Annotated in this window: 19 protein-coding genes; 16 read left to right on the top strand and 3 right to left on the bottom strand. The window is 70.2% G+C overall.

Translation table 11 applies throughout. The features are described from left to right. Positions 1–11 precede the first annotated feature (11 nt). Positions 12–1589: an adenylate/guanylate cyclase domain-containing protein gene (locus tag HRC28_RS00535; RefSeq protein WP_182378149.1), complete on the bottom strand. Its 1578-nt coding sequence runs from the start codon at positions 1587–1589 to the stop codon at positions 12–14. A 57-nt stretch (positions 1590–1646) separates the two neighbouring features. On the opposite strand from HRC28_RS00535, the gene HRC28_RS00530 reads away from it, so the two are divergent. The 5 genes from HRC28_RS00530 (at position 1647) to HRC28_RS00510 (ending at position 5822) form a co-directional block, all read left to right on the top strand. Continuing rightward, positions 1647–2129 (top strand): nuclear transport factor 2 family protein, encoded by a 483-nt coding sequence (locus HRC28_RS00530; protein ID WP_182378148.1) that lies wholly within the window; start codon positions 1647–1649, stop codon positions 2127–2129. Continuing rightward, positions 2126–2668, top strand: coding sequence for a PGPGW domain-containing protein (locus HRC28_RS00525; protein ID WP_182378147.1), 543 nt, complete (start codon positions 2126–2128; stop codon positions 2666–2668). The genes HRC28_RS00530 and HRC28_RS00525 overlap by 4 nt, the downstream gene beginning before the upstream one ends. Further along, on the top strand, positions 2665–3252 hold the full coding sequence (locus tag HRC28_RS00520; protein ID WP_202033180.1) for a sugar O-acetyltransferase: 588 nt from the start codon (positions 2665–2667) through the stop codon (positions 3250–3252). The genes HRC28_RS00525 and HRC28_RS00520 overlap by 4 nt, the downstream gene beginning before the upstream one ends. A gap of 33 nt (positions 3253–3285) precedes the next feature. Then, positions 3286–4173 (top strand): hypothetical protein, encoded by an 888-nt coding sequence (locus HRC28_RS00515; RefSeq protein ID WP_182378146.1) that lies wholly within the window; start codon positions 3286–3288, stop codon positions 4171–4173. A 218-nt stretch (positions 4174–4391) separates the two neighbouring features. Beyond that, positions 4392–5822, top strand: a complete 1431-nt coding sequence (locus tag HRC28_RS00510; protein ID WP_182378145.1) for a hypothetical protein — start codon at positions 4392–4394, stop codon at positions 5820–5822. A gap of 13 nt (positions 5823–5835) precedes the next feature. Here HRC28_RS00510 and HRC28_RS00505 read toward each other — a convergent pair whose 3' ends face one another. Beyond that, a complete protein-coding gene (locus tag HRC28_RS00505; protein ID WP_182378144.1) occupies positions 5836–6036 on the bottom strand; it encodes a hypothetical protein in 201 nt (66 codons plus the stop codon). Between the two features lie 71 nt (positions 6037–6107). Between HRC28_RS00505 and HRC28_RS00500 the strand changes: the two genes are divergently transcribed. Genes HRC28_RS00500 through HRC28_RS00475 form a run of 6 tightly spaced genes read left to right on the top strand, consistent with a single transcriptional unit; the run spans position 6108 to position 16813 of the window. After that, a complete protein-coding gene (locus tag HRC28_RS00500) occupies positions 6108–6545 on the top strand; it encodes a hypothetical protein (RefSeq protein WP_182378143.1) in 438 nt (145 codons plus the stop codon). A gap of 59 nt (positions 6546–6604) precedes the next feature. Continuing rightward, a complete protein-coding gene (locus tag HRC28_RS00495; protein ID WP_182378142.1) occupies positions 6605–7585 on the top strand; it encodes a patatin family protein in 981 nt (326 codons plus the stop codon). Between the two features lie 12 nt (positions 7586–7597). Further along, positions 7598–10993 (top strand): exodeoxyribonuclease V subunit gamma, encoded by a 3396-nt coding sequence (gene recC, locus HRC28_RS00490; protein ID WP_182378141.1) that lies wholly within the window; start codon positions 7598–7600, stop codon positions 10991–10993. Further along, on the top strand, positions 10993–14382 hold the full coding sequence (locus HRC28_RS00485; protein WP_237111649.1) for a UvrD-helicase domain-containing protein: 3390 nt from the start codon (positions 10993–10995) through the stop codon (positions 14380–14382). Before recC ends, HRC28_RS00485 begins: the two co-directional genes overlap by 1 nt. Further along, a complete protein-coding gene (recD, locus tag HRC28_RS00480) occupies positions 14379–16148 on the top strand; it encodes an exodeoxyribonuclease V subunit alpha (protein ID WP_182378140.1) in 1770 nt (589 codons plus the stop codon). Before HRC28_RS00485 ends, recD begins: the two co-directional genes overlap by 4 nt. A gap of 56 nt (positions 16149–16204) precedes the next feature. Beyond that, positions 16205–16813, top strand: coding sequence for an ACT domain-containing protein (locus tag HRC28_RS00475; protein WP_182378139.1), 609 nt, complete (start codon positions 16205–16207; stop codon positions 16811–16813). A 10-nt stretch (positions 16814–16823) separates the two neighbouring features. On the opposite strand, the gene HRC28_RS00470 is transcribed toward HRC28_RS00475, so the two are convergent. Then, a complete protein-coding gene (locus tag HRC28_RS00470) occupies positions 16824–17270 on the bottom strand; it encodes a nitroreductase family deazaflavin-dependent oxidoreductase (protein ID WP_182378138.1) in 447 nt (148 codons plus the stop codon). A gap of 55 nt (positions 17271–17325) precedes the next feature. Between HRC28_RS00470 and HRC28_RS00465 the strand changes: the two genes are divergently transcribed. The 5 genes from HRC28_RS00465 to HRC28_RS00445 all read left to right on the top strand — a co-directional run bounded on the left by HRC28_RS00465 (position 17326) and on the right by HRC28_RS00445 (position 22520). Next, positions 17326–18270, top strand: a complete 945-nt coding sequence (locus tag HRC28_RS00465) for a 1,4-dihydroxy-2-naphthoyl-CoA synthase (protein WP_182378137.1) — start codon at positions 17326–17328, stop codon at positions 18268–18270. Positions 18271–18411: 141 nt separating this feature from the next. Then, entirely contained in the window at positions 18412–19128 is a 717-nt protein-coding gene (locus HRC28_RS00460; protein ID WP_182378136.1) for a calcium-binding protein, read from the top strand. A gap of 164 nt (positions 19129–19292) precedes the next feature. Next, entirely contained in the window at positions 19293–20525 is a 1233-nt protein-coding gene (locus HRC28_RS00455) for an ROK family protein (protein WP_182378135.1), read from the top strand. A 346-nt stretch (positions 20526–20871) separates the two neighbouring features. Then, entirely contained in the window at positions 20872–21390 is a 519-nt protein-coding gene (locus HRC28_RS00450; protein WP_182378134.1) for a flavin reductase family protein, read from the top strand. A gap of 26 nt (positions 21391–21416) precedes the next feature. Beyond that, positions 21417–22520: an ABC transporter substrate-binding protein gene (locus tag HRC28_RS00445; RefSeq protein WP_182378133.1), complete on the top strand. Its 1104-nt coding sequence runs from the start codon at positions 21417–21419 to the stop codon at positions 22518–22520. Position 22521: the final 1 nt, after the last annotated feature.

Genomic DNA, 22521 nt, shown 5'->3' with positions numbered 1-22521 from the left:
CCGATGGCTGGCTACGAGCGGGGTACGGCGAGCCGGGTGGTGCCCGAGCGTCCGCGCAATGTCGCCTCGCCGTGCTCGACCCACCGATCCGCCTCGGGTGAGCCGGCGGCCCGGGCGGTCTCGACGGACTCCCACGCCGCGAGGACGCCGCCGGGGATGTCCTTGGACAGGTCGGTGAGCCGGGCAGCGGAGTTCACCGCGTCGCCGATCACGGTGTACTCGAAGCGCTGTTCGTGGCCCACGTTGCCCGCCACCACCTGACCGGTCGCGACGCCGATCCCGGCGCCGACCTCAGGCACCTCGACCGCCAGGCGCGCGGCCATCGCGCGGGCCGCGGACAGTGCCGCACTGGCGTGCTCCTCGAGCTCGACGGGCGCTCCGAAGATGGCGAGCACCGCGTCGCCGATGAACTTGTTGACCAGCCCGTAGTGGCGATCCACCTCGTCCACGACGACTCCGAAGAACCGGTTGAGGACCTCGACCACCTCGGTCGGACCGTGTTGGGTCGCGTACGTCGTCGAGCCGACCAGGTCGACGAACAGCACCGAACACATGCGGGTTTCCCCGCCGAGTTCGATCTGGCCGGCACCGAGCGCAGCGGCCGCGGCTGCCACTTCCTGGCCGACGTGGCGACCGAAGAGGTCGCGGATCTGTTCGCGCTCCTGGAGGCCCGCGACCATCTCGTTGAACCCGCTCTGGAGCTGCCCGAGCTCGGTGCCGTCGTAGACGATCACGTCACTGGCGAGCTCTCCGCCCTCGACGGCGCGCATCGCGTCGCGCACCGACAAGATGGGCGCGACGACCGCACGGGCGTTGAGGTCGGTCAGGAGCAGGCCGAACACCAGCACGATGCCGCAGACGATGATGGTCACCACGGCGAGGTCCTGCAGCGTGACGTCCTTGCCACTGGGGGTGAGGGCAAGGATCGCCACGATCAGAAGACCGATGATCGGAGTGCCCGTTCCGAGGGTCCAGAAGATCGCCATGCGCGGGCCGACGCCGACCCCCCGGAGCTTGCCGGTGACCCGCACGTCCGACAGCGCGCGCGCAGCGATCGGCCGCAGGGAGAACTCGGTCAGCAGGTAGGAGATCCCGGCGACTACCACCGCGCCGATGCCCACGGTGAGCCCGGTGCCGAGGGCCCGCGACGGTTGCAGGATCACCGTCAGCATCGTGAACAGGGCCGTGCCCACGCCCCACATGCCCAGCTGCATGGTGGTCAGCACGAGCGGCACCCGCAGGGCGCGGGCGCGTTGGGTGTGGTCCGGGTCGATCCCCGGTTGGGTCGCCCAGCGCAGGGCGCGCAGCGACGTCGTCGTACCCCAGATGGCGCCGACCAGGGCGGCGGTGAGGACGTAGGTGGGGATCGCGATCGCCAGCGCGATCACCATCTCCTTGTTCGGGTCGGGCGACGGCACCGCCCAGGTGTTCAACACGAAGACGACGACGGCGCCGATCACGTTGGTGGAGATCAGCAGGACGGTCAGCAGCAGCTGGATCCGGATCCGCAACCGTCGGGGAGGCTGGTCGCGCGGACCCAGAAGGCGCGAGCCGAAGGGGCTGCGTCGATGGGCCGATCCGCGTGGCATGGCCGAAGCCTAGGTGCACGCACGGCGTGTCTGGGGTGCACCTGTTTGAATCGACCCATGGAGATCACCGAGGCGTACGACGTCTTCCACCAGAAGGTCGCCGGCTTCGTCGCCAGCGGTGACTGGACCGGCTACGCCGACCTCTTCACTCCTGACGCGGTGTACGTCGAGCACGCGATGGGGACCTTCACCGGGCGCGACGAGATCCGGGCCTGGTCGATGAAGACGATGACGTCGTACCCCGGTCGGGTGATGACCGGCTTCCCGCTCTCCTGGCAGGTGGTCGACGCGGAACAGAACCGACTGGTCTGCGAAGTGCTCAACCCGATGCCCGACCCGGGCGACGGCACCATGCTCACCGAACCCAACATCACGATCATGACGTACGCCGGCGACGGGCTCTTCTCGCGCGAGGAGGACGTCTACAACCCGCTGCGCTTCCACACCATGGCGGTGACGTGGGCGCGGATCGCGGCCGCGCACGGCAACGCGGACGACGACGTACTGGCCTGGCTCGAGAAGTTTGGTGGCGGACGATGACCGGTACGGCGAAGCGCCTCCTGCTCGAGGCCCTCGGCTGGATCCTGCTGCTCGCGGGCGTCGCAGCGATGGTGCTGCCGGGGCCCGGTCTGCTGCTGATGGCCGCTGGCCTTGCTGTGCTGTCGCAGCAGTACACGTGGGCCGAGCGGTTGCTCGATCCCGTGATGCTGCGCGCGTTGCGCGGTGCCGCGGAGGGCGTCGAGACCTGGCCGCGCGTCATTGCGTCCACGATCGCCGGCCTCGGGCTCGGCGCGTTCGGTGTCCTGTGGATCATCGGCCCGGACGTCCCGTCCTGGTGGCCGATCGGCGACAAGTGGTGGCTGTTCGGTGGGGTCTGGACCGGCGTCACGCTGCTGTTCTCGTGCGTCCTCGCGCTGGCCCTGCTCGTCTACGCCTTCCGTCGCTTCCACGGGAAGCCCGAAGCGGTCGCGGCGCTCGAGGGCAAGATCGGCGAGGCCGACGTGGAGGCCCACGAGGAACGGGAGCGGTTGCGTCAGAAGGTCGAGGAACGACGCCACCACGACAAGGACGAGCGATGACGCTGGACCCGCGGGATCCCGACGACCCGCGCAGCATGCACCAGCGGATGGTCGACGGTGACTTCTACCTGGCCGACGATCCCGAGATCGTGGGGGCCTATCACCGCGCGAACGACCTCACGACGGAGTTCAACACGACCTCGGCGCGCGAGGTCGATCGGCGCCGCGCACTGTTGGTGGACTTGCTGGGCGAGATCGGTGAGGACACGGAGATCCGCCCGCCGTTGCAGGTCGACTACGGAACCCAGATCGAGATCGGTGCGCGCTCGTTCGTGAACTTCGGCCTGATCGCGCTCGACGTCGTGCCGATCACGATCGGCGACGACGTCCAGATCGGTCCGAACTGCCAGCTGCTGACGCCGATCCACCCCTTGGGTGCGGACCTGCGCCGGGCCAAGTGGGAGGCCGCGAAGCCGATCACGATCGGCGACAACGTGTGGCTCGGCGGCGGCGTCATCGTCTGCCCGGGCGTGACCATCGGCGCGAACACCGTGGTCGGTGCGGGGTCCGTGGTCGTGAAGGACCTGCCAGCCGGTGTGCTGGCCGTCGGCAATCCCGCACGGGTGATTCGTCAGCTCGACTGAAGCTGCGTTGACAGCGCCGCGACACTGAGGGGCATGGGTGACCTCGGCCTGCTCCGCACGCCCCCGTCGGGGTGGCTGGACGCTGTCGCGGTGACCATCCGCTCCATCGGCGCCGCGACCTGGACGCAGGAGGGGGAGGGCGGCGCGCCGGGCGTCGAGACCAGCAGCCGGCTCGCGATCACCTGGGAGGTCCGGGTCCCCGGGCAGGCGTCGTACGTCGTCGAGGACGACGAGCGCAAGGTGCCCACCTGGACGATCGGGACGCAGGTGGGCGGCACCGGGAAGCGTTGGTACAAGGTCCGCCTCAAGCGGACGTACGGCCTGATGCCGGGCGTCGAGGTGCCGTGCCGGGTCAACCCGAAGGATCACCGGGACCTGTGGATCGACTGGGACGCGGCGTACCGCAACCACGAGATCGCCTGGGACCGGAAGGCGGCGCTGGATCGCGCGGTCGCCGACCAGCGCGGCGGGTTCGACAAGGTGGTCGGGCGCCTCGCCAACCCGTTCGGTGCGGCGCCCACCGACGCGGACCGTGCCGAGGCCGCCGCAGTGCTCGCCGCCGAGGAGGCAGAGCTCGCTCGTCAGTGGGCCGATGCGACGGAGGCGGCCGCGGGTGCGACCTGGGCCGGCGTCGACGCGGACGAGAAGGCAGTCTTCGACGCCATGGCGGCCGACCTGCAGCGGATCCACGCGACCGGCCGCCGCCACGACGGCCGGGTCGTGGCCGTCGTACCGACGGGGCGAAAGCTGGTCGGTGTCGAGGTGAAGCGGATCGAGGTCGAGATCCGGGACGGCGCCGAGCCGCGGGTTGTGGCGCTGGAACTGCCGCTTCAGAAGGAGCCGGCGAAGCGCGTCGCGGTCGGCAAGGACGTCTCCGTGTGGGTGGACCTCGAGGACCCAGACCGGATCGCGATCGCCTGATCCGTCAGGCGTCCTGGAGTTCCTGGCTGGTCGGGTTGTCCACGTGATGAACTTCCCGTTGTGAACGTCGCCGCGGTGCTGGAGGAACTGGTTCGTCGCGCCGTTGCCAATCAGCCCGACTGGCACGTCGCGTCCGCCCATCTTCGGGGTGACGGGAACTTCTCCACAGGGGTCTCGCGAGCCTTGTCGTTCGAACGAATGTTCGGTATCATCTATGTATGATCTCGGGTCTCGGGGAGATGTCGCCGGAGCAGTTGCTCCAGGCGGCTGAGGAGGGCCTGCTCGAGGGCCGTCGGGTCGAGGTCGAGAAGCTCGAAGTCCTGCTCGCGTGGGCCGATGCGTTTTCTGGTGACCCGCAGGACGAGCCGAACGCGGTCCCGATCCGGCACGGCGGTCCGCGGCTCATTGCGCTTGGCGGTGAGGGCACCCCGAAGGTGTCCGACCTCGCGGTGGCCGAGATGGCGATCGCTCGACAGGAGTCGGTGTTCACCACCCGCCGGCGAACCGCGGATGCGTTCGACCTGCGGCACCGACTGCCCCTGTTGTGGGCCGGGTTGCAGGCATTGCGGTGCGAACCGTGGGTGGGGACCAAGGTCGCCTCGATGTCCCGGAAACTGACTCTCGAACAGGTCGCCCTCGTGGATGTCGCTGTTGCGGAGGCGCTCGATGAGGCGCCGGCGCGGATCCTGCAGATCGCCGAAGCCAAGATCATCGAAGCCGACTCCGTCGCGCATCAGGAACGCATCAACCGGAACCGCACCCGCAAGGGCGCCTGGTGCTCACGGAAGAAGCCCGGCGAGTCCGTCGAAGGCGAAGCGGCCGGCGTCGGCTCCGTGTTCGCCCGCATCGACGACGCCGACGTGGAGGCCCACCGCCAGATCATCGAGGATCTCGCGACCGCCCTGGCCGCGAACGCCCCGGCACCGGCCGAGGGTGAAGAGCCATTGCCGATGGACCACTGGCGTGCTGAGGCGTTCGCGATGCTGGCTGATCCGGCCGCGGTGTTGGCGTTCCTGCGCGGCGAAACCACCGCCGATGCACCCGACACGGCCGAGGTGCCCGAGGCACCTGCAACCAGCCCGGCCACAGCCCCGACGGCTGCTCAGGTTGTCGTGCACGTGTCTGCCAACGCCGAGACCGGTGCCCTTGGCCCGGTGGCTCGGGTCGAGGGTCTTGGCCCGATGCTGTTGTCCCAGGTCCGCGACCTGCTCCGCCGCCACGCCAACGTGACCGTGACCCCGGTGATCGATCTGCACACCGGCCGGTCGGTAAACGGCTACGAGCACCCCACCGACGTGAAGCTCCGCACCGAGCTACGCACCATCGGCGACGTCTTCCCCCACGCCACCGGCTCCTTCACCCGCACGGGCAGGGCGCCGGATCACGACCACACCGTCGCCTACGACAAACACGGCCCACCCGGCCAGACCGGTGACCACAACGACACCCCACTACGGCGACATCATCACCGCGCCAAGACCCACGCCGGCTACACGGTGTTCCAACTCGGGCCCGACCGCTGGATCTGGGGCACACCCCACGGCCTGCACCGCCTCGTCACGACCAGCGGCACCACCGCCATCACCCGGGGCGAGTACTACGCGCTCAAAGCCCTCGCCATCAACCTCGCAGGGGACCTCGTCGCCTGATGGCGCGCTGCGCCTATGGTCGAGAACGCCGTCGATCGAGGATGCCGAAGACCAGCAGTACGGCGACGTTCCAGACGGCGACAATCGCCAATGCGCTCCAGAACGAATGTGCGGCGACCTTGGCGCTGACGAAGAAGCCCACGCTCAGTGCCAGGGCGAACGCGCCCGCTCGCCACCAACTCCACGGGCCAGCTGTCTGCACCCGAAGATCCATGCGCCACAACCTACCGATGATCGACCTGATCGTCAGGGGAAAGCCCGTCGTGCGGCCGTTACGCTCCGACCATGTCTGACTGGGCTGTCGACGACCTGCCCGAGAACCTCCGCCGCTTTCAGCACGGCGTTGCGGAGATGCTGCTTGCCGATCGACGCGTCGCCTACCTGTCCATGAAGGTCATCGGCGAGGGCCACACCGACGGCGACGTGTGGGTTCAGGACGGCACCTGGACCATCCAGATGCGCTACGTCCGTACCGACTCGACATGTGCGCTCGATGAGGCCGAGTTCATCTCTGTCTCGACATCCGGGGGAGCGGTCTTTGGCTGCGCGGTGACGGACCTTCGGGCCGATGAAATGGTGTTGGCGTTGCAGGCAGGATGGATGAGCTTCCTGGATGAGCCGGAGCGGCAGAATCCAACCCGGTACGACCTTCAATGGCTCGAGGGTGCGGATCGCGAAGCGGCGTGGGCGACGTACGGCTGGGATGGATTGGTGCCTTGGTGATGGGCGTCGTCGTGTCGCTAACCTGAGGATCCGCGTTCCCACCGGCATGAGGAATCGAGATGACGAGCGAGGCACCGCCCACCTCAGTCTTCGACGTCCTCCGCGACCGTCGTACGACGGCCAGCCGGGCGGGCGCGCGCGACGACTCGTTCCGCGTGGCACTGGCCATCGAGGGCGGCGGCAACCGGGCGGCGTACTCCGCCGGCATGGCGCTCGCGCTCGACGAGGCCGGACTGACCGACTCCTTCGACGACGTCTACGGAACCTCGGGCGGTGCGCTCAACGGGGCGTGGTTGCTGACGGGTGAAGCGCAGCGGTGGATGCGCAGCTGGGCATGGCCCGAGGTCGCTGCCGCCCGCATCACCGACCCGCGGAGGGTTCTGCGGGGCGGGCCGCTCATCGACCTCGGGCGCCTGGTCCACCACGTCTACGAGGCGATCACCCCGATGGACTTCGAGGGGATCCTCGCCAACCCGATCGGCTTCCATCCGATGGCGACCGATGCCCGCACCGGTGACGGGGTCGACCTGGCGCCGTACGTCACCGACCGGCGGAGCCTGCAGACCGCCCTGCGGGCGACGTCCTGCCTGCCGCTGCTTGCCGGGCGCCCGGTCCGCCTGGGTGGGCGCACGTACGTCGACGGCGGGCTCTCCGAGGGGGTGCCCTACCGCAGCGCGCTGGCGGATGGTGCGACCCACGTGCTCGTGCTGCGTACGCGCCGCGCCGACCAGAAGGCCGTCCCACCGTCGCGGTTCGAGCGAGCCCTGCTCGCGCCGTACTTCCTCCGGCACGGCTGGCAGGCGGGCCGCGCCCACGTTGCGCGGCACCAGACGTACGCCGCCGACGACCTCCACCTCGCGGAGACGACGGCTGCGCCGGTCGCCATCCTGGTCGAGGTCCGCCCGCCCGTCGGCTCGCATGACGTGGGCCGACTGAGCAGCGACCTGCCGTCCATCGAGGCGGCCATCGAGGTCGGGCGGGCCACGATGGCGGCGGTCCTCGGCGACATGCCGTCACCACAGGTCGGACCCGCGCACTAACCTCGGGCCACGATGGCCCTCCACCTGCACCGCGCCGCGCGGACCGACCTGCTCGCCGATGAACTCGGCGCGCTGTTGGCGACGCCGCTGGCGGATCCGTTCGCGAGCGAGGTCGTCGTCGTGCCCGCGAAGGGTGTCGAGCGCTGGCTCACGCAGCGGCTGTCCCACCACCTCGGCGTCGGGCCCCGTGGCGGCGACGGCGTGTGCGCGGGCGTGCAGTTCCTGCAGCCGGCATCGCTGGTCGGACTGCTGCTCGGCCGCGACCGCGACGACGCCTGGCACCCGGACCGCCTCGTGTGGCCGCTGCTCGCGACCATCGACGACCACCTCGGCGATGCGTGGTGCGCGACCCTGGCCACGCACCTCGGCCACGGCCTCGACGGCGAGGAGGGCGAGTTGCGGCGCAGTCGCCGGTGGTCGGTTGCGCGTCGGCTTGCGGAGCGGTTCTCGTCGTACGCCGTCCAGAGGCCGGCGCTCGTCACCGACTGGCGCGAGGGGCGCGACACCGACGGCATCGGTGGCGAACTGGTGGCCGACCTGAGCTGGGAAGCCGAGTTGTGGCGGCGGCTGCTGACGCGGATGGCCGAGGCCGGTCAGACCGAGCCGCCGGACGTCCGGCACGCCCGCGTCTGCGCGGCGTTGCGGGCCGGGGAGATGACCGGACTGGACCTGCCCGACCGGCTGTCGCTGTTCGGGCACACCCGACTCCCCGAGACCGAGATCGACCTGCTGGCGGCGCTCGGCCAGCACCGCGACGTCCACCTGTGGCTGGCCCAGCCGTCGGCCGCGTTGTGGGACGCGGTGACTTCGGCGCAGGCGGAGGTGACGCCACGCGACGCGTCCCGCTCCGCGGATCTGGTGGAGCACCCGTTGCTCGCCTCGCTCGGCCGTGACGCCCGCGAACTCGCCACCGTCCTCGGCGCCCGAGTGCGGGTGGGGGACGCCGTCGATGCTGGCGCTGCCGCTGACCCCGTGGCTCCGGATCACCTGCTCGGCTGGCTGCAGTCCGACCTGCGGGCGAACCAGGCGCCCGACGCTGCGTCCCGCGCGACGCGCATGTTCGATTCGAAGGACCGCACCGTTCAGGTGCACGCCTGCCACGGCGCGGCCCGCCAGATCGACGTCCTGCGCGAAGTCCTCGTCGGCCTGCTCGAGGACGACCCGACCCTCGAACCCCGCGACATCGTCGTGATGTGTCCCGACATCGAGACCTTCGCGCCGTTGATCTCCGCCGGCTTCGGGCTCGGTGAACTGATCACCGACGAGTCCGCCAAGGGCGTCGGCGACGCGCTCCACCCCGCCCACCGGTTGCGGGTCCGCCTCGCCGACCGGGCAGTCAGCAGCACCAACCCGCTGCTCGGCGTCGCGGTCGCGCTCGTCGAGATGGCCGGTGGCCGGGCCACCGCATCGCAGGTGATCGACCTGCTCTCGCGCGAGGTCTGTCGCCGCCGGTTCGGGTTCAGCGACGACGACCTCGCCCGGATCACCCGGTGGGTCGCGGAAGCGGGCATCCGGTGGGGGATCGACGGCACCCAGCGGGCGTCGTACGCGATGGAAGGGTTCGAGCACAACACGTGGCGCGCCGGCATCGACCGGTTGCTGTTGGGGGTCGCGATGAGCGACGACGAACACCAGCACCTCGGCCGCGGGCTGCCCGTCGATGACATCGCGAGCGGCGAGATCGAATTGGTCGGCCGGCTCAGCGAGGCCGTCGCTCGCCTCGGTGCCTGTCTGGAGGCGCTGGGGAAGGCGGCCGCGGCCGACGACTGGTTCGACGCGATCACCGGCGGCGTGCGCGACCTGTGCGAGGTCGACCCCGATGCCGCGTGGCAGTTGCCGCAGTTCGAACGTGAACTGGCGCGGGCGCGCGCCAGCGCCGACGAGACCAGCCCCGACGTACCCCTCCGGCTGGCCGACGTCCGCGCACTGCTGCAGGCCCGACTGGCCGGCCGCCCGACCCGCGCCAACTTCCGGACCGGCACCCTCACCGTCTGCACGATGGTCCCGATGCGTTCGGTGCCGCACCGCGTGGTCTGCCTGGTCGGCCTCGACGACGGCGTCTTCCCGCGGGCCACCGGCATCGACGGTGACGACGTACTCGCCCGCCGTCCCGTCGTCGGCGAGCGCGACCTGCGTGCCGAGGACCGGCAGCTGCTGCTCGACGCGGTCCTCGCCGCCGGCGAGCGACTCGTCATCACCTACACCGGCGCGGCCGAACACACCGGACAGGAGCGGCCGCCCGCCGTACCGCTCGGCGAACTGCTCGACGCCCTCGACCGCACGGCCGCTGCGCCGGTGCGGTCCGAGGTCGTCGTACGCCACCCCTTGCAGCCGTACGACGTCCGCAACCATGTGCCGGGATCGCTGACCACGGACGGCCCTTTCAGCTTCGACCGTTCGTCCCTGGCGGGTGCGCGGGCATCGGTCGCCGAGCGCGTGCCGGTGCCGGCGTTCCTTCCCGATGCGCTCCCGGCTGCGCCAGCGGGAGACGTGTCGCTCGCCGACCTGCGCGCGTTCGTGCACCATCCGGCGCGGTACTTCCTGCGTCGGCGCCTCGAGGTCGCGACGCCGTTCGAGCCCGACCAGGTGGCCGATGCGATCCCGGTGACCCTCAACGGTCTCGAGGTGTGGCAGATCGGCGACCGCTTGCTGCGTGAGGTCCTCGCCGCCGAGGACCCGGGCGCGACGGCGACAGCCGTGATGCATGCCGAGCAGTTGCGGGGCACGCTGCCGCCGTTCGAACTGGGCCGTGGCGAGCTGACCAAGGTCGTGGCCGAATGCCAGGACCTGTTCACCCGCAGCGCTCCGGTGCGCACCGGCAAGGCGCGCAGCCTCGATGTCGACATCGATCTGGGTGGCGGGCGCCGCCTGACCGGCACCGTCCCGCAGGTCTACGGCAACCAGGTCGTGTCGCTGTCCTATTCGCGGTTGAAGCCGAAGCAGCGGCTCTCCTCGTGGCTGGACGTGCTGGCGCTGAGCGCCTCCGACCCGAACCAGAACTGGACCGCCCACGCGATCGCCCGGTCCAAGGCCGGGCCGCAGCGGGCGTTGGTCGGACCGCTGGACCACCGCGCTCTCGAATGGCTGATCAGCATCGTCGACCTCCACGACCAGGGCCTCACCCGGCCGTTGGCGATGCCGCTCGCGACGGCCAACACGTGGGCCGAGGCGCACGCGAAGTCGTTGCGCGGCATGGACATCGAGCCGATCGAGGTCGCCGCCGGAGCGTGGGTCACCGACCCCTACAACGACTGGGGGATCAAGGGCGAGGACGACGACCCGTCACACCGCCGGATCTACGGCCCCGACGCCCCGATCGACGCGCTCGTCGACGCGGGCCTGACCACCTGGGCGTGGCAGTTGTGGGAGCCGTTGCTCGCCGGTGCCGAGAGGGTCGGAGTTCTCTGATGGCCGACATGCACGCCTTCGACATCCGCGGCGACCTGCCGACGGGCACCACCCTGCTCGAGGCTAGCGCCGGCACGGGCAAGACGTGGACCATCGGCGCCCTCGTCACCCGGTACGTCGCCGAGGAGGGCATCCCGCTCGAGCAGTTGCTCGTGGTGACCTTCGGTCGTGCCGCCAGCCAGGAGCTGCGCGAGCAGGTGCGCCGCCAGCTCGTCGAGGCCGAGCAGGCGTTGTCCGGTGACCTTCCTGCTGGTGCGGAGCAGACCGAGTTGATCGCCCAGATCCTCGACTGTTCTGACGCCGATCGAGCCGAGCGGCACACCCGCGTCGTGCAGGCGCTGGCCGACTTCGACGCCGCGACGATCGCCACCATCCACCAGTTCTGCTCGCTGGTCCTGGACTCGCTCGGCGTCGCCGGCGACACCGATGCCCGCGCCCGTCTGGTCGAGAACCTCGACGACCGCCTGGTCGAGGTGGTCGACGACCTCTACCTCCGGGCCTTCGCGCAGGCGTCCGACGGCACGAGTAGTGGAGGGCCCGCCTTCACGCACAAGGAGGCGCTGGCCATCGCCCGCGCCGTGGTGGCCGACCCGCAGTCGCAACTCGAGCCCGCCGGGTTGCCCCGTGAACAACCGGCCGGTCGGCGGGTGGCCTTCGCGACCGCCGTACGAACGGAGCTGGAACGGCGCAAGCGCCGCCTCGGCGTCCTGTCGTACGACGACCTGCTGAGCCAGCTCGCGGAGGCACTCGCGCACCCCGACTCCCCGGCCCGGGCGCGGATGCGGGCGCGCTGGAAGATCGTGCTGGTCGACGAGTTCCAGGACACCGACCCGGTGCAGTGGCAGGTGTTCGACCGGGCCTTCTCCGGTCACGCCACCATGGTGCTGATCGGCGACCCGAAGCAGGCGATCTACGCCTTCCGCGGTGGCGACGTGACGACGTACCTCACCGCTGCGGCGACCGCCACGACCCAGCAGACGCTCGGCATCAACCGGCGCAGTGACGCCGGCCTGCTCGACGGTTTCCAGCAGTTGCTGCGCGGCGCCGAGCTGGGCGATCCGCGGATCGTGGTGCACGACGTGACCGCACACCACCAGGAGTCGCGGCTGGCTGGCGCTCCCAATCCCGCACCGTTCCGGCTGCGCGTCGTGCGGCGCGAGACATTCCGCCGCGGTCCGCAGACGATGCTGCCCGTGGCGAAGGTGCGCCCCCACATCGCCGACGACCTCGCCCGCGACGTCCGCGCCCTCATCACCAGCGACGCGACCTTCGAGGGCCGTGCGCTGCGGCCCAGCGACATCGCGGTCATCTGTTACCGCCACGCGGACCTTTCCGCCGCCCGCACGGCACTCCAGGACGTCGGTGTCCCGGCCGTGATCGCCGGCGGCGGCAGTGTCTTCGCGACGCCGGCCGCGACCGAATGGCTGTCCCTGCTGGAGGCCCTCGAGCAGCCGCACCGGATGGCCCGGGTCCGCGCAGCGGCGCTGACCTGTTTCCTCGGGTACGACGCCGCGCAGCTCGCCAGCGGTGGCGACGACCTCGCCGACGACCTCGGCGACCGGCTGCGCTCCTGGTCGGAGGCACTGGCCCGCCGTGGCGTGGCCGCGGTGCTCGAGGCCGCGACGTCCGGCGGGATGCCCGCGCGGATGCTCGGCCGGATCGGTGGCGAACGCACCCTCACCGACGTCCGCCACATCGGCGAAGTGCTCCACGAAGTCGCGCAGCGCGAGCAGATGGGCGCGGTGGCTCTGCTCGCCTGGTTGCGCCAGCAGGTGCTCGAAGCGCGCGAGGGTCGTGGTGCCGAGCGCACTCGCCGACTCGACTCCGATGCCGCCGCGGTGCAGCTCGTCACGATCCACGCGAGCAAGGGCCTGCAGTACCCGATCGTCTACCTCCCCGCGCTCGGCGACCGGTTCGTCGGCAAGCCGAAGCGGCCGCTGTTCCACGACGCCGACGGTCGTCGTTGCCTCGACATCGGCGGCTCCGGTCCCGACTGGGGCGACCACGTCCGGCGCTGGGCCGACGAGGAGGCCGGCGAGTGGCTGCGCCTCCTGTACGTCGCCGTCACTCGTGCCCAGAGCCAGGTCGTCGCCTGGTGGGCACCGACCAAGAACGCCGAGGCGTCCCCGCTGCACCGTCTGCTGATGCGGCAGTCCGCCGCTGACGGATCGTTGCGCGCCGACGTCCCTGTCGCGCCGTCGGTGCCCGACGAGGACGCGATCACCGCGCTGTTCGCCGCCTGGCGCGACCGAGGCGGACCGAGCCCCGAGGTGTCGAACCCGGCCGCCATCACGGCCCCGCTCGTCGCCGAGTCGCCGGGTGAGTTGTCGGCGCGCGCGTTCACACGGTCTGTTGACACCGGCTGGCGACGGACGTCGTACTCCTCCCTGAGCAACGTGGACCTCGCCGCCGAGATCGGGCAGCCGGGGGTGGACAGCGAGCCCGAGGTCGAGGCCAAGGACGACGAGGACGGCTCGGTGGTTGAGGTGCGAGGAGCGCAAGCGACGAGCCTCGAAACCTCCGGGACGAGCCTCGACACCCCCTCCCCCATGGCCGACCTCCCCGTCGGCGCGACCTTCGGCTCCCTCGTCCACGCCGTCCTGGAGCACGCCGACCCGACCGCCAAGGACCTGCGCGCCGAACTGCTGACCCACATCGACGAACAGCTGACCTGGTGGCCGGTCCCGGTCGAACCCGGCGAGTTGGCCGATGCCTTGGTCGCCGTTCTGGACACGCCTCTCGGCCCGTTGATGGACGGTACGACGCTGCGCCGGATCGGCGTCCGTGACCGGCTCTGCGAGCTCGACTTCGAGTTGCCGCTGGCCGGTGGCGATGCCGCCGAGGCGCCGGGGGAGTCGACCGTCCTGCTCGGCGACATCGCCGGTCTCCTGCGCCGTCACCTGCGCGAGGGCGACCCCGTGCGTGCGTACGCCGAGTCCCTCGACAACCCGCTGCTCGGCGGCCAGACCCTGCGCGGCTACCTCACCGGATCGGTCGACGTGGTGCTGCGGCTCGGGACGCCCGAGGCCCCCCGCTACGTGATCGTCGACTACAAGACCAACTGGCTCGGTCCGCGCGAGGACCCGCTCACCGCGGCGTCGTACCGACCCTCGGAACTGGTCGACGCGATGGGCCACTCGGACTATCCGCTCCAGGCCCTGTTGTACGCCGTCGTGCTCCACCGGTTCCTGCGCTGGCGCCAGCCGGGCTATGACCCGGAGGTGCACTTCGGCGGCGTCGCGTACCTCTATCTCCGCGGCATGTGCGGACCCGAGAACCCGTCCGTCGACGGTGCTCCGTGCGGCATCTTCACCTGGCAGCCGCCGGCGGCGCTGGTGACCGACCTGTCCGATCTGCTCGACGGCTCGCTCGAAGGGGTGCACCGATGACCGGCCTGTTCGAGGCGACGTCGCCCCACGACCCGCGCGTGGCGCGTCGGGTCACTGGTTCGCTCGGCGCCTTCAATGCCGCGGGCGTCATCGACGCGGCCGACGTCCGCGTCGCCGAACGGGTCGCCGCCCTGGGCGGGGAGACCGACGAGCGGGTCAAGCTCGCCGTCGCGCTCGCGGTCCGGTCGGTGCGCGCCGGGTCGGTCGGGCTCGACCTCGAGGGCCTGCCCGACCTCGTCGAACTGGGTGTCGACGGCTCGTGGCCGGACCTCGCTGAGTGGGCGGCCGCGATCGACGCATCGCCCCTCGTGAGCCAGGGCGTCATCCACCACGAACTCGGCCTCGTCTACCTCGACCGCTACCACCGGCTCGAGCGCCAGGTCGCCGACGACCTGGCGGCCCGGATCGCCCTGCCCCCGCCCGTGTCAGACCTGGACGTGCTCGGCGCCACGATCAACCGGGTCAAGGGCGAGCACCTGAGCGACGAGCAGACCGAGGCGCTCATCCACGCGGTGCGGCACCACACCACCGTGCTGACCGGCGGACCCGGTACGGGCAAGACGACGACCGTGGCGCGCCTCGTGCTGGCGCTGGCCGACCAGTTCCGGATCGACCACACCCGGCGGATGTCGGTGGCTCTCGCCGCGCCGACCGGCAAGGCCGCGACGCGGCTGCAGGAAGCGGTCAGCGCCGAACTCGGCGCCCTCGGTGCGCTCGGCGATGGTCCCGACCAGATCCCGGTGCCGGAAGCGATGACGCTGCACCGGCTGCTCGGCTGGCGCCCCGGCAACACGACCCGGTTCCGCCACGATCGCGGAAACCGCCTGAAGTACGACCTCGTCGTGGTCGACGAGGCGTCGATGGTCGACCTCACGATGATGGCCCGTCTCCTCGACGCCGTGCGCCCCGAGACCCGCCTCGTGCTGGTCGGCGACCCGCGCCAGCTCACCTCGGTCGGCGCCGGCGCCGTGCTGTCGGACCTCGTCGCTGGCTTCGCCAACCACCACGACTCACCGGTCGTCGCTCTCACCCGGAACCACCGGTCGACCGAGGAGATCAAGGGCCTCGCCGCCGCGTTGCGCGACGACGGCCCCGACGCCGCTGACCGGGTGCTGGAGGTGCTCCGTGCCGGCACCGGCGAGGTCGAGTACGTCGAGACCGACGACCCCGTCACCGCCCTGCGCGCTGAGTGCACCGCCTCCGCACTGGCCGTCCGGCGCGCGGCAGACGACGACGGCCCTGCGGCCGCGATCGCCGCCCTCGACGGGTTCCGGCTGCTCTGCGCGCACCGCGAGGGCCCGCACGGTGTCCGGGTCTGGAACCACCACGTCGAGCAGTGGCTGGCCGCCGAACTGGGCGCGCCCCTGGGCTCCGCTTGGTACGCCGGCCGCCCGCTGCTGGTGACCAGCAACGACTACGCCCTCGACATCTACAACGGCGAGACCGGCGTGGTGGTCGCCGACGACCAGGGTCGTCCGCGGGCGTGGATCGCCGGTGCCGACGCCCCGCGTTCCTTCGCGCCCGCCCGGCTGGATGCGATCGACACGATGCACGCGATGACGATCCACAAGAGCCAGGGCAGCCAGGCGCGGCGGATCGCGGTGCTGCTGCCCGAGGCCGACTCGCGACTCCTGACCCGCGAGCTCTTCTACACGGCGGTCACCCGCGCCCAGGAGAGCGTCGTCGTGGTCGGTTCCGAGGCCGCCGTACGCGCTGCGGTGGACACCACGGCCCAGCGGGCGACCGGGTTGCGCCAGCGCCTGTGACGCCCAACGCGTGGCCCTGCAATCGCGCCGAAACGCGAGCGGGTTAGTGTCGATTCATGCCGTTCCTGTTGCGCGTACTGCTGCCCGACGTCCCCGGTTCGCTGGGTCGCGTCGCGACGGCGATCGGTATGGCCGGGGGCGACATCGAGGCGATCGAGATCGTCGAGAAGCGTGACGACGGCACCGCAGTCGACGATGTGCTACTCGAGTTGCAGCAGGGCATGATGCCCGATTCGGTGGTGTCGGCGTGCACCTCGATCGAGGGTGTCGAGGTGTTGTGGATCAGTCGCTATCCCGCCGGCGGCAGTCTCGTGATGGACCTCGAAGCGGTCGAGGAACTCACCGCCTCGCCCGAGTCGGCGTACGAGAAACTGATCGATCTGCTCCCCGCGACCTTTCGGGTCGACTGGGGCGCACGCGTCCATCGCGCCAAGGGCGTCGTCTATGGCACGGGTGCCGCGCCGGACGAGTTCGAGTTCATCGAGATCGAGACCCCGCAGCGCCTGGAGTCCCCCGAGGACGAGGTCACCCTCTTCGCGGCTGCCCGCCTCGACGGCAACGAGATCGTCGTCGTCGGCCGCCGGGGCGGTCCCGAGTTCGCGGACTCCGAGATCGCCCGACTCGGCCACCTGTGTGGCCTCGCCGTGACGATCGCGAACGCCTGACCGGCGTCGATCAGTTGCTGACGGGTTCCAGCACGAAGACCGGGATCTGCCGGTCGGTCTTCTCCTGGTACGACGCGTACGTCGGCCAGGTGGCCACCGCGTGGTCCCACCACTGCGCGCGCTCGTCACCCTCGACGATCCTGGCGCGATAGGACTTCGCCTCCGGCCCGTCCTGGAGATCGATGTCCGGGTGAGCGACGAAGTTGTCGTACCAGGCCGGGTTCTCGGGCGCTCCGCCCTTCGACGCGACGGCGACGTAGACGCCATCCTTCTCGACCCGCATCACCGGGTTCTTGCGCAGGTTGCCGGACTTCGCCCCGACGGACGTGATCACGACGATCGGGTCCTTGGAGCCGCGCAACGTGTTGGCCTTCGCGCCGCCGGACGCCTCGTACTCCGCGACCTGATCGCGAACCCAATCCCAGCTGCTCGGAACGTACGTGCCTTGAAGTGTCATACCTCCACAAGACCACGTGGCCGGTCGGTATTCCAGACCCATTAGCGTTCGGTCCATGAGTGCCATCGACGGTGTCAGCGAGATCTTCGACGCGAGCCAGTGGGACGTCGTGCCCGGCTTCGAGGACCTGACCGACCTCACGTACCACCGCGCCAAGGAACACGGCACGGTCCGGATCGCCTTCGACCGGCCCGACGTGCTCAACGCGTTCCGCCCCAACACGGTCGACGAACTGCTGCGCACGCTGGACCACGCTCGGATGAGCGCCGACGTCGGTTGCGTGATCCTCACCGGCAACGGCCCGAGCGCCAAGAACGGCAAGTGGGCGTTCTGCACCGGCGGCGACCAGCGGATCCGCGGCAAGGCGGGTTACCAGTACGAGGACAAGGCGATCGGCGCTGCCGACACGGGGGCCGAGGAGCCCAGCGTCATCGACAAGGCCAAGCTGGCGCGGCTGCACATCCTGGAGTGCCAGCGGCTGATCCGGTTCATGCCGAAGATCGTCATCTGCGTGGTTCCCGGCTGGGCGGCCGGTGGCGGCCACTCGCTGCACGTCGTGTGCGACCTGACGCTCGCTTCGAAGGAGCACGCACGGTTCAAGCAGACCGATGCCGACGTCGGTTCCTTCGACGGTGGCTACGGCTCGGCGTACCTCGCCAAGATGGTCGGCCAGAAGTTCGCCCGCGAGATCTTCTTCCTCGCCGAGGAGTACACCGCCGACGAGATGCACACGATGGGCGCCGTCAACAGGGTCGTCGAGCACGCGCAGCTCGAGACCGTCGCCCTCGACTGGGGTCGCAAGATCAACGGCAAGAGCCCCACCGCGCAGCGGATGCTCAAGTACTCGTTCAACCTCCTCGACGACGGGCTCGTCGGCCAACAACTGTTCGCCGGCGAGACCACCCGCCTCGCGTACATGACCGACGAGGCCCAGGAGGGACGGGACCAGTTCCTCGAGAAGCGCGAGCCCGACTGGTCGCCGTACCCCTGGTACTACTGATTCGGCTGCAGTCGCTGAGCCGCTAGGTGGGCGGTCAGAAAGAAAACTGGAAGTTCTTGCAAGGTCAGGCAGAGCCGGCGCTCTTACCCCTACAAGCCCGGCAAACGTCCGGAGCGACCAACTCACCTCCAAGGACACGCCATGACCACCAGCACCGCCTTCCGCTTCGCCGCCAAGTTCGCTCTCGTCGGCGCCACCGCCGTCGTCGGCCTCACCGCCACCGGCACCGCAGCCCAGGCAGCCCCCTGCAGTGACGGCAACATCATCGTCGCGAAGGCCGGCGTCACCACGTACGGCACCGCGTGCGCCGACAAGATCTACGGCACCTCGGGCAACGACACGATCTTCGCCTCCGGTGGCGACGACGAGGTCCTCTCCGGCACCGGCGCGGACACCGTGTACGGCGGCAGCGGCGCTGACGAGATCTACACCGGCAGCGGCATGGACCGGGTCGAGGGCGAAGCCGGCAACGACTTCATCATGGGCGGCACCGAGAACGACGTCATCAACGGTGGCGCCGGCGACGACATCATCCGCGGCGAAGAGGGCAACGACACCCTCTACAGCTGGGCCGGCGTCAATGTGAACGACGGCTCCGACGACCTCTACGGCGGCGACGGCAACGACTACCTCAACGGGTACGAGGGCAGCGACTGGGTCGAGGGCCAGTTTGGCGACGACACCATCGAGTCGCACGAGGTCACCCCGGCCTACGACCACCTGGTCGGTGGTCAGGGCAAGGACAAGTTCGCCGTGAAGGACGCCATCGAGCACGACCAGGCTCACCGCGACAACGTGGACGTCGACAACTTCGACCCCGCGGTCACCAACAAGAACGCCGCGGACACCTTCCACTGATCCAGCGCACGTCCTTTCCGGACGCTTACCCGCGCTCGGCACGCACCAGGTGCGTGCTGAGCGCGGGTAAGAGCCGTTTGGGGCGCGTGTCATGGACAGCCAGCCACCACGATTCTTAATCCCTGTTAGTCTCCTGAGTTAGTTCACTTAACGACGCGCTGGAGATGACCGTGGACAAGACCCGCACCCGCCGAGCCGACCTCCCGGCTCAAGCGCGAGGCCGTCGCGCAACGGACATCACCGCCGACGTACTGCGTGCGGTCCTCGATCACGGTCCCGTCGCACGGAGTACGGCGGCGAAGGTGGCCGGCTATTCGGCGGCCTCGATGACCGGCGTCGCGAACCTCCTCATCGACAAGGGCCTGCTGCGCGAGGCGCCCGAGGCGGCTGGACCGCCCGGCGTCGGTCGCCCGCACGTTCCACTCACGATCGACACCAAGTCGACGGCTGTCGTCGGTGTCCACCTCGCCGTTCCCCGTTTCACGCTGGCCCTGCTGGACCTGCGGGGCCGGGTCCTCCTCGAGCACAAGCACGAGTACGACGACCTCGACCCGGATGTCGCCCTCACGCAGGTCGCGCGGTCGGTCCGCGGGTTGCTCGCCGACGTGGAGGACCGCCGCATCCTGGGGATCGGCGTCGCGACCGGCGGCTGGGTGGATGCCGCGCGCGGCGTGGTCGTCGAGCACCCGCTCCTCGGCTGGGCCGACGTGCCGGTGCGGGACCGGCTTGTTGCGGAGATCGGACTGCCTGTCGCGATCGACGGCCACTCGCGGGCACTGGTCCGGGCCGAGCAGCTCTTCGGCGCGCACGTGGACCGGGCGCGCTCCAGCATCGTCCAGCTCTTCGTCGGCAATGTCGTCGATGTCGCCTTCGCGACCGCGGGCAGCGTCCAGCAGGGTCCGCGGTCCGCGGCGGGTGCGGTGGCCCACCTCAAGATCGATGACAGCACCGAACCGTGCGCGTGCGGGAAGGTCGGCTGCTTCGAGGCGGCCGTCTCCGAGCGCACCCTCGTCCGCCGGGCGCTCGACAACGGCGCCATCGACCGGCCGGTGTTCCGCGACCTGCTGGCGGCCGCGTCCGCCGGTGACCCGAGGGCCGTCGCGCTCCTCGAGGAGCGGGCCCGCCTGGTCGGTCGCGCTGCCGCGATCCTCCTGGACCTCTTCGACCCCGACCTGCTCACCGTGGTGGAGGCGGGGGAGCGGTTGTTGCCGCACTGCCGCGCCGTGTTGCGAGCCGAAGTGGCCGCCGGATCCACGGCGGGTGCGGGTTCCGGGCAGGTTGTCGCCGGCACCAGTTTCCCTGACCACGTCCTCGCGACGGCGGGTGGTGCGGTGATCCTGGACCGCATCTATGCGTCGCCGACCGCCGTTCCTGGTCGCTTCTCGCGGGCGTCCTGAACGGTCTGTGACGGGCGTCTCGTGAACTTTCTTATTTCATTCCCGCGCATTGTTGCGCTTAAAGTCTAGTGAACTAGTCTATTTACATGACCACGACAACTCGGGCACTGAGCAGTGGGGCCGCGACCGCGGCTCCCGCACTCATCGGCGCCCCGTCGTGTTGTCGTCCCTGTCGCGGGGTCGACCGTCGCTGTCGCTGTTACTGACCGACGCTCGACCCATCTGACGCCGAACCGGCGTCGTACGACCTCGTGGCGCTGTCCCGCCGCGGCCGGCGCAGTTCTCGTGCGCCCCGGCGTCCTGCCGCCCTGCCCTTCTCGTGCACAACAGCCCAGGGAGTGACGACATGTCCATCCTTTCCACCGACCCGATCGGCTCCGGCCTGATCGACGTCCCCACCTTCCGGCGGACCTTCCGCAACCATCCCGCCGGCGTCGTGGTGATCACCCTCGACGCCGGCAACGGACCGGCCGGCTTCACCGCGACGTCCCTGACCTCGCTCTCCGCAGACCCGCCGCTGGTCAGCTTCGGCATCAACACCCGCTCGTCGAGCTGGCCACACGTCCGTGACGGCAGTACGGCGGTCGTCCATTTCCTGGGTGCCGAACACGAGGCCGTCGCCCGGACCTTCGCGACGAGCGGCATCGACCGCTTCGCCGGGTCCGATTGGAACCGGCTGCCGACGGGCGAGCCGGTCCTGGCGGAGAACGCCGGCTGGCTCCGCGTCCGGTTCCAGCGCCAGCTCCCGACCGGCGACTCCCGCCTCGTCGTCGCGCTCGTGGAGGAGGCACGGATCCCGGACGGCGACACGACCGCCGACGGATCCCGCCTGCTCTACCGCGACGGCGCCTACCACTCCCTCTGATCACTCGAAAGAAGCAAACGATCCTCATGACCACCCAGTCCCCGCTCAACCAGCTCAACCAGCTCACCCAGACCGCCCGTCCGGGCCTCCAGCGCCGCGGCTTCCTCAGCCTCGCCGGCGGTGCCCTCCTCGGCATGACCGCGCTGAGCGCCTGCGCCACCGCAGATGCCGGCGATGTCGCCAAGGCGCTGAAGGAGCCGCTGGCGACCGGCGCTCCCAAGGCCGGCACCAGCCTGAAGATCGCCGGGCGCACCACCCAGCTCCAGCTGGAGGCGGCGGGGTCCGCGATTGACCCGCTCAGCTTCAAGGTGGAGGAGTGGATCAACGCCACGGGTGGCCCGGAGGTCATCCAGGCGTTCCGCGCGAAGGCGGCCGACGTCGCCAGCAACGCCTTGATCCCGCCGATCCAGGCCCACGACATCAAGCTGGACACGAAGGTCGTGGCGGTGCTCGAGAAGCCCAAGCCGACGTACGTCTTCGCGACCGCCCCGGGCACCGACATCAAGAGCTTCGCCGACTTCAAGGGCAAGAAGCTCGCGTTCTCCCAGGGCCAGGCCCAGGGTGTCGTGCTGCTCCGCACCCTCGACACCGCCGGAATCTCGTACGACGACGTCGAGCTCGTCGCGCTGCCGAGCAGTGACTTCCTCACCGCGCTGCAGGGCAAGCAGGTCGACGTGGCGGTTCTCGGCGGCCTCGACTCAGCCAAGTACATCGACGATTACGGACGTGACGGGGCGCGGGCGATCAAGTCGGAGGAGGTCGACCTCCTCACGATCCTGTGGGCGCCGACCGCGGTGCTGGCCGACGACAACAACGAGCGGGCCATCCAGGACTACATCCGGGTCTGGGCGCAGGGCCAGGTCTGGGCGTGGGAGAACTCCGAGAAGTGGAAGAAGCACTACTACGTCGACACCGAGGGCCTCTCGCCCGAGGACGCGGACAAGATCTGGGAGTCCACCAACGAGCCGTTGTTCCCGAAGAAGTGGGACGACGCCGCGGCGTGGGGACAGCAGACGATCGACCTGATCGCCAAGGGCGGGTTCGTCAAGAAGTTCGACGCGGACGAGCTCTTCGACCGTCGTTTCGAGGGCCTCGCCGCCACCTTCGTCGACGCCAAGTACACGAAGTGAG

The organism is Nocardioides sp. WS12, from assembly GCF_014108865.1.
Classification (GTDB): domain Bacteria; phylum Actinomycetota; class Actinomycetes; order Propionibacteriales; family Nocardioidaceae; genus Nocardioides.
This window is presented reverse-complemented; position numbering and strand designations above follow the sequence as displayed.

What these genes read in the sequence shown, in the direction of transcription:
- HRC28_RS00535 (WP_182378149.1), bottom strand. Translation starts at nt 1,589, where the DNA reads ATGCCACGCGGATCGGCCCATCGACGCAGCCCCTTCGGCTCGCGCCTT.
- HRC28_RS00530 (WP_182378148.1), top strand. Translation starts at nt 1,647, where the DNA reads ATGGAGATCACCGAGGCGTACGACGTCTTCCACCAGAAGGTCGCCGGC.
- HRC28_RS00525 (WP_182378147.1), top strand. Translation starts at nt 2,126, where the DNA reads ATGACCGGTACGGCGAAGCGCCTCCTGCTCGAGGCCCTCGGCTGGATC.
- HRC28_RS00520 (WP_202033180.1), top strand. Translation starts at nt 2,665, where the DNA reads ATGACGCTGGACCCGCGGGATCCCGACGACCCGCGCAGCATGCACCAG.
- HRC28_RS00515 (WP_182378146.1), top strand. Translation starts at nt 3,286, where the DNA reads ATGGGTGACCTCGGCCTGCTCCGCACGCCCCCGTCGGGGTGGCTGGAC.
- HRC28_RS00510 (WP_182378145.1), top strand. Translation starts at nt 4,392, where the DNA reads ATGATCTCGGGTCTCGGGGAGATGTCGCCGGAGCAGTTGCTCCAGGCG.
- HRC28_RS00505 (WP_182378144.1), bottom strand. Translation starts at nt 6,036, where the DNA reads ATGGATCTTCGGGTGCAGACAGCTGGCCCGTGGAGTTGGTGGCGAGCG.
- HRC28_RS00500 (WP_182378143.1), top strand. Translation starts at nt 6,108, where the DNA reads ATGTCTGACTGGGCTGTCGACGACCTGCCCGAGAACCTCCGCCGCTTT.
- HRC28_RS00495 (WP_182378142.1), top strand. Translation starts at nt 6,605, where the DNA reads ATGACGAGCGAGGCACCGCCCACCTCAGTCTTCGACGTCCTCCGCGAC.
- recC (WP_182378141.1), top strand. Translation starts at nt 7,598, where the DNA reads ATGGCCCTCCACCTGCACCGCGCCGCGCGGACCGACCTGCTCGCCGAT.
- HRC28_RS00485 (WP_237111649.1), top strand. Translation starts at nt 10,993, where the DNA reads ATGGCCGACATGCACGCCTTCGACATCCGCGGCGACCTGCCGACGGGC.
- recD (WP_182378140.1), top strand. Translation starts at nt 14,379, where the DNA reads ATGACCGGCCTGTTCGAGGCGACGTCGCCCCACGACCCGCGCGTGGCG.
- HRC28_RS00475 (WP_182378139.1), top strand. Translation starts at nt 16,205, where the DNA reads ATGCCGTTCCTGTTGCGCGTACTGCTGCCCGACGTCCCCGGTTCGCTG.
- HRC28_RS00470 (WP_182378138.1), bottom strand. Translation starts at nt 17,270, where the DNA reads ATGACACTTCAAGGCACGTACGTTCCGAGCAGCTGGGATTGGGTTCGC.
- HRC28_RS00465 (WP_182378137.1), top strand. Translation starts at nt 17,326, where the DNA reads ATGAGTGCCATCGACGGTGTCAGCGAGATCTTCGACGCGAGCCAGTGG.
- HRC28_RS00460 (WP_182378136.1), top strand. Translation starts at nt 18,412, where the DNA reads ATGACCACCAGCACCGCCTTCCGCTTCGCCGCCAAGTTCGCTCTCGTC.
- HRC28_RS00455 (WP_182378135.1), top strand. Translation starts at nt 19,293, where the DNA reads ATGACCGTGGACAAGACCCGCACCCGCCGAGCCGACCTCCCGGCTCAA.
- HRC28_RS00450 (WP_182378134.1), top strand. Translation starts at nt 20,872, where the DNA reads ATGTCCATCCTTTCCACCGACCCGATCGGCTCCGGCCTGATCGACGTC.
- HRC28_RS00445 (WP_182378133.1), top strand. Translation starts at nt 21,417, where the DNA reads ATGACCACCCAGTCCCCGCTCAACCAGCTCAACCAGCTCACCCAGACC.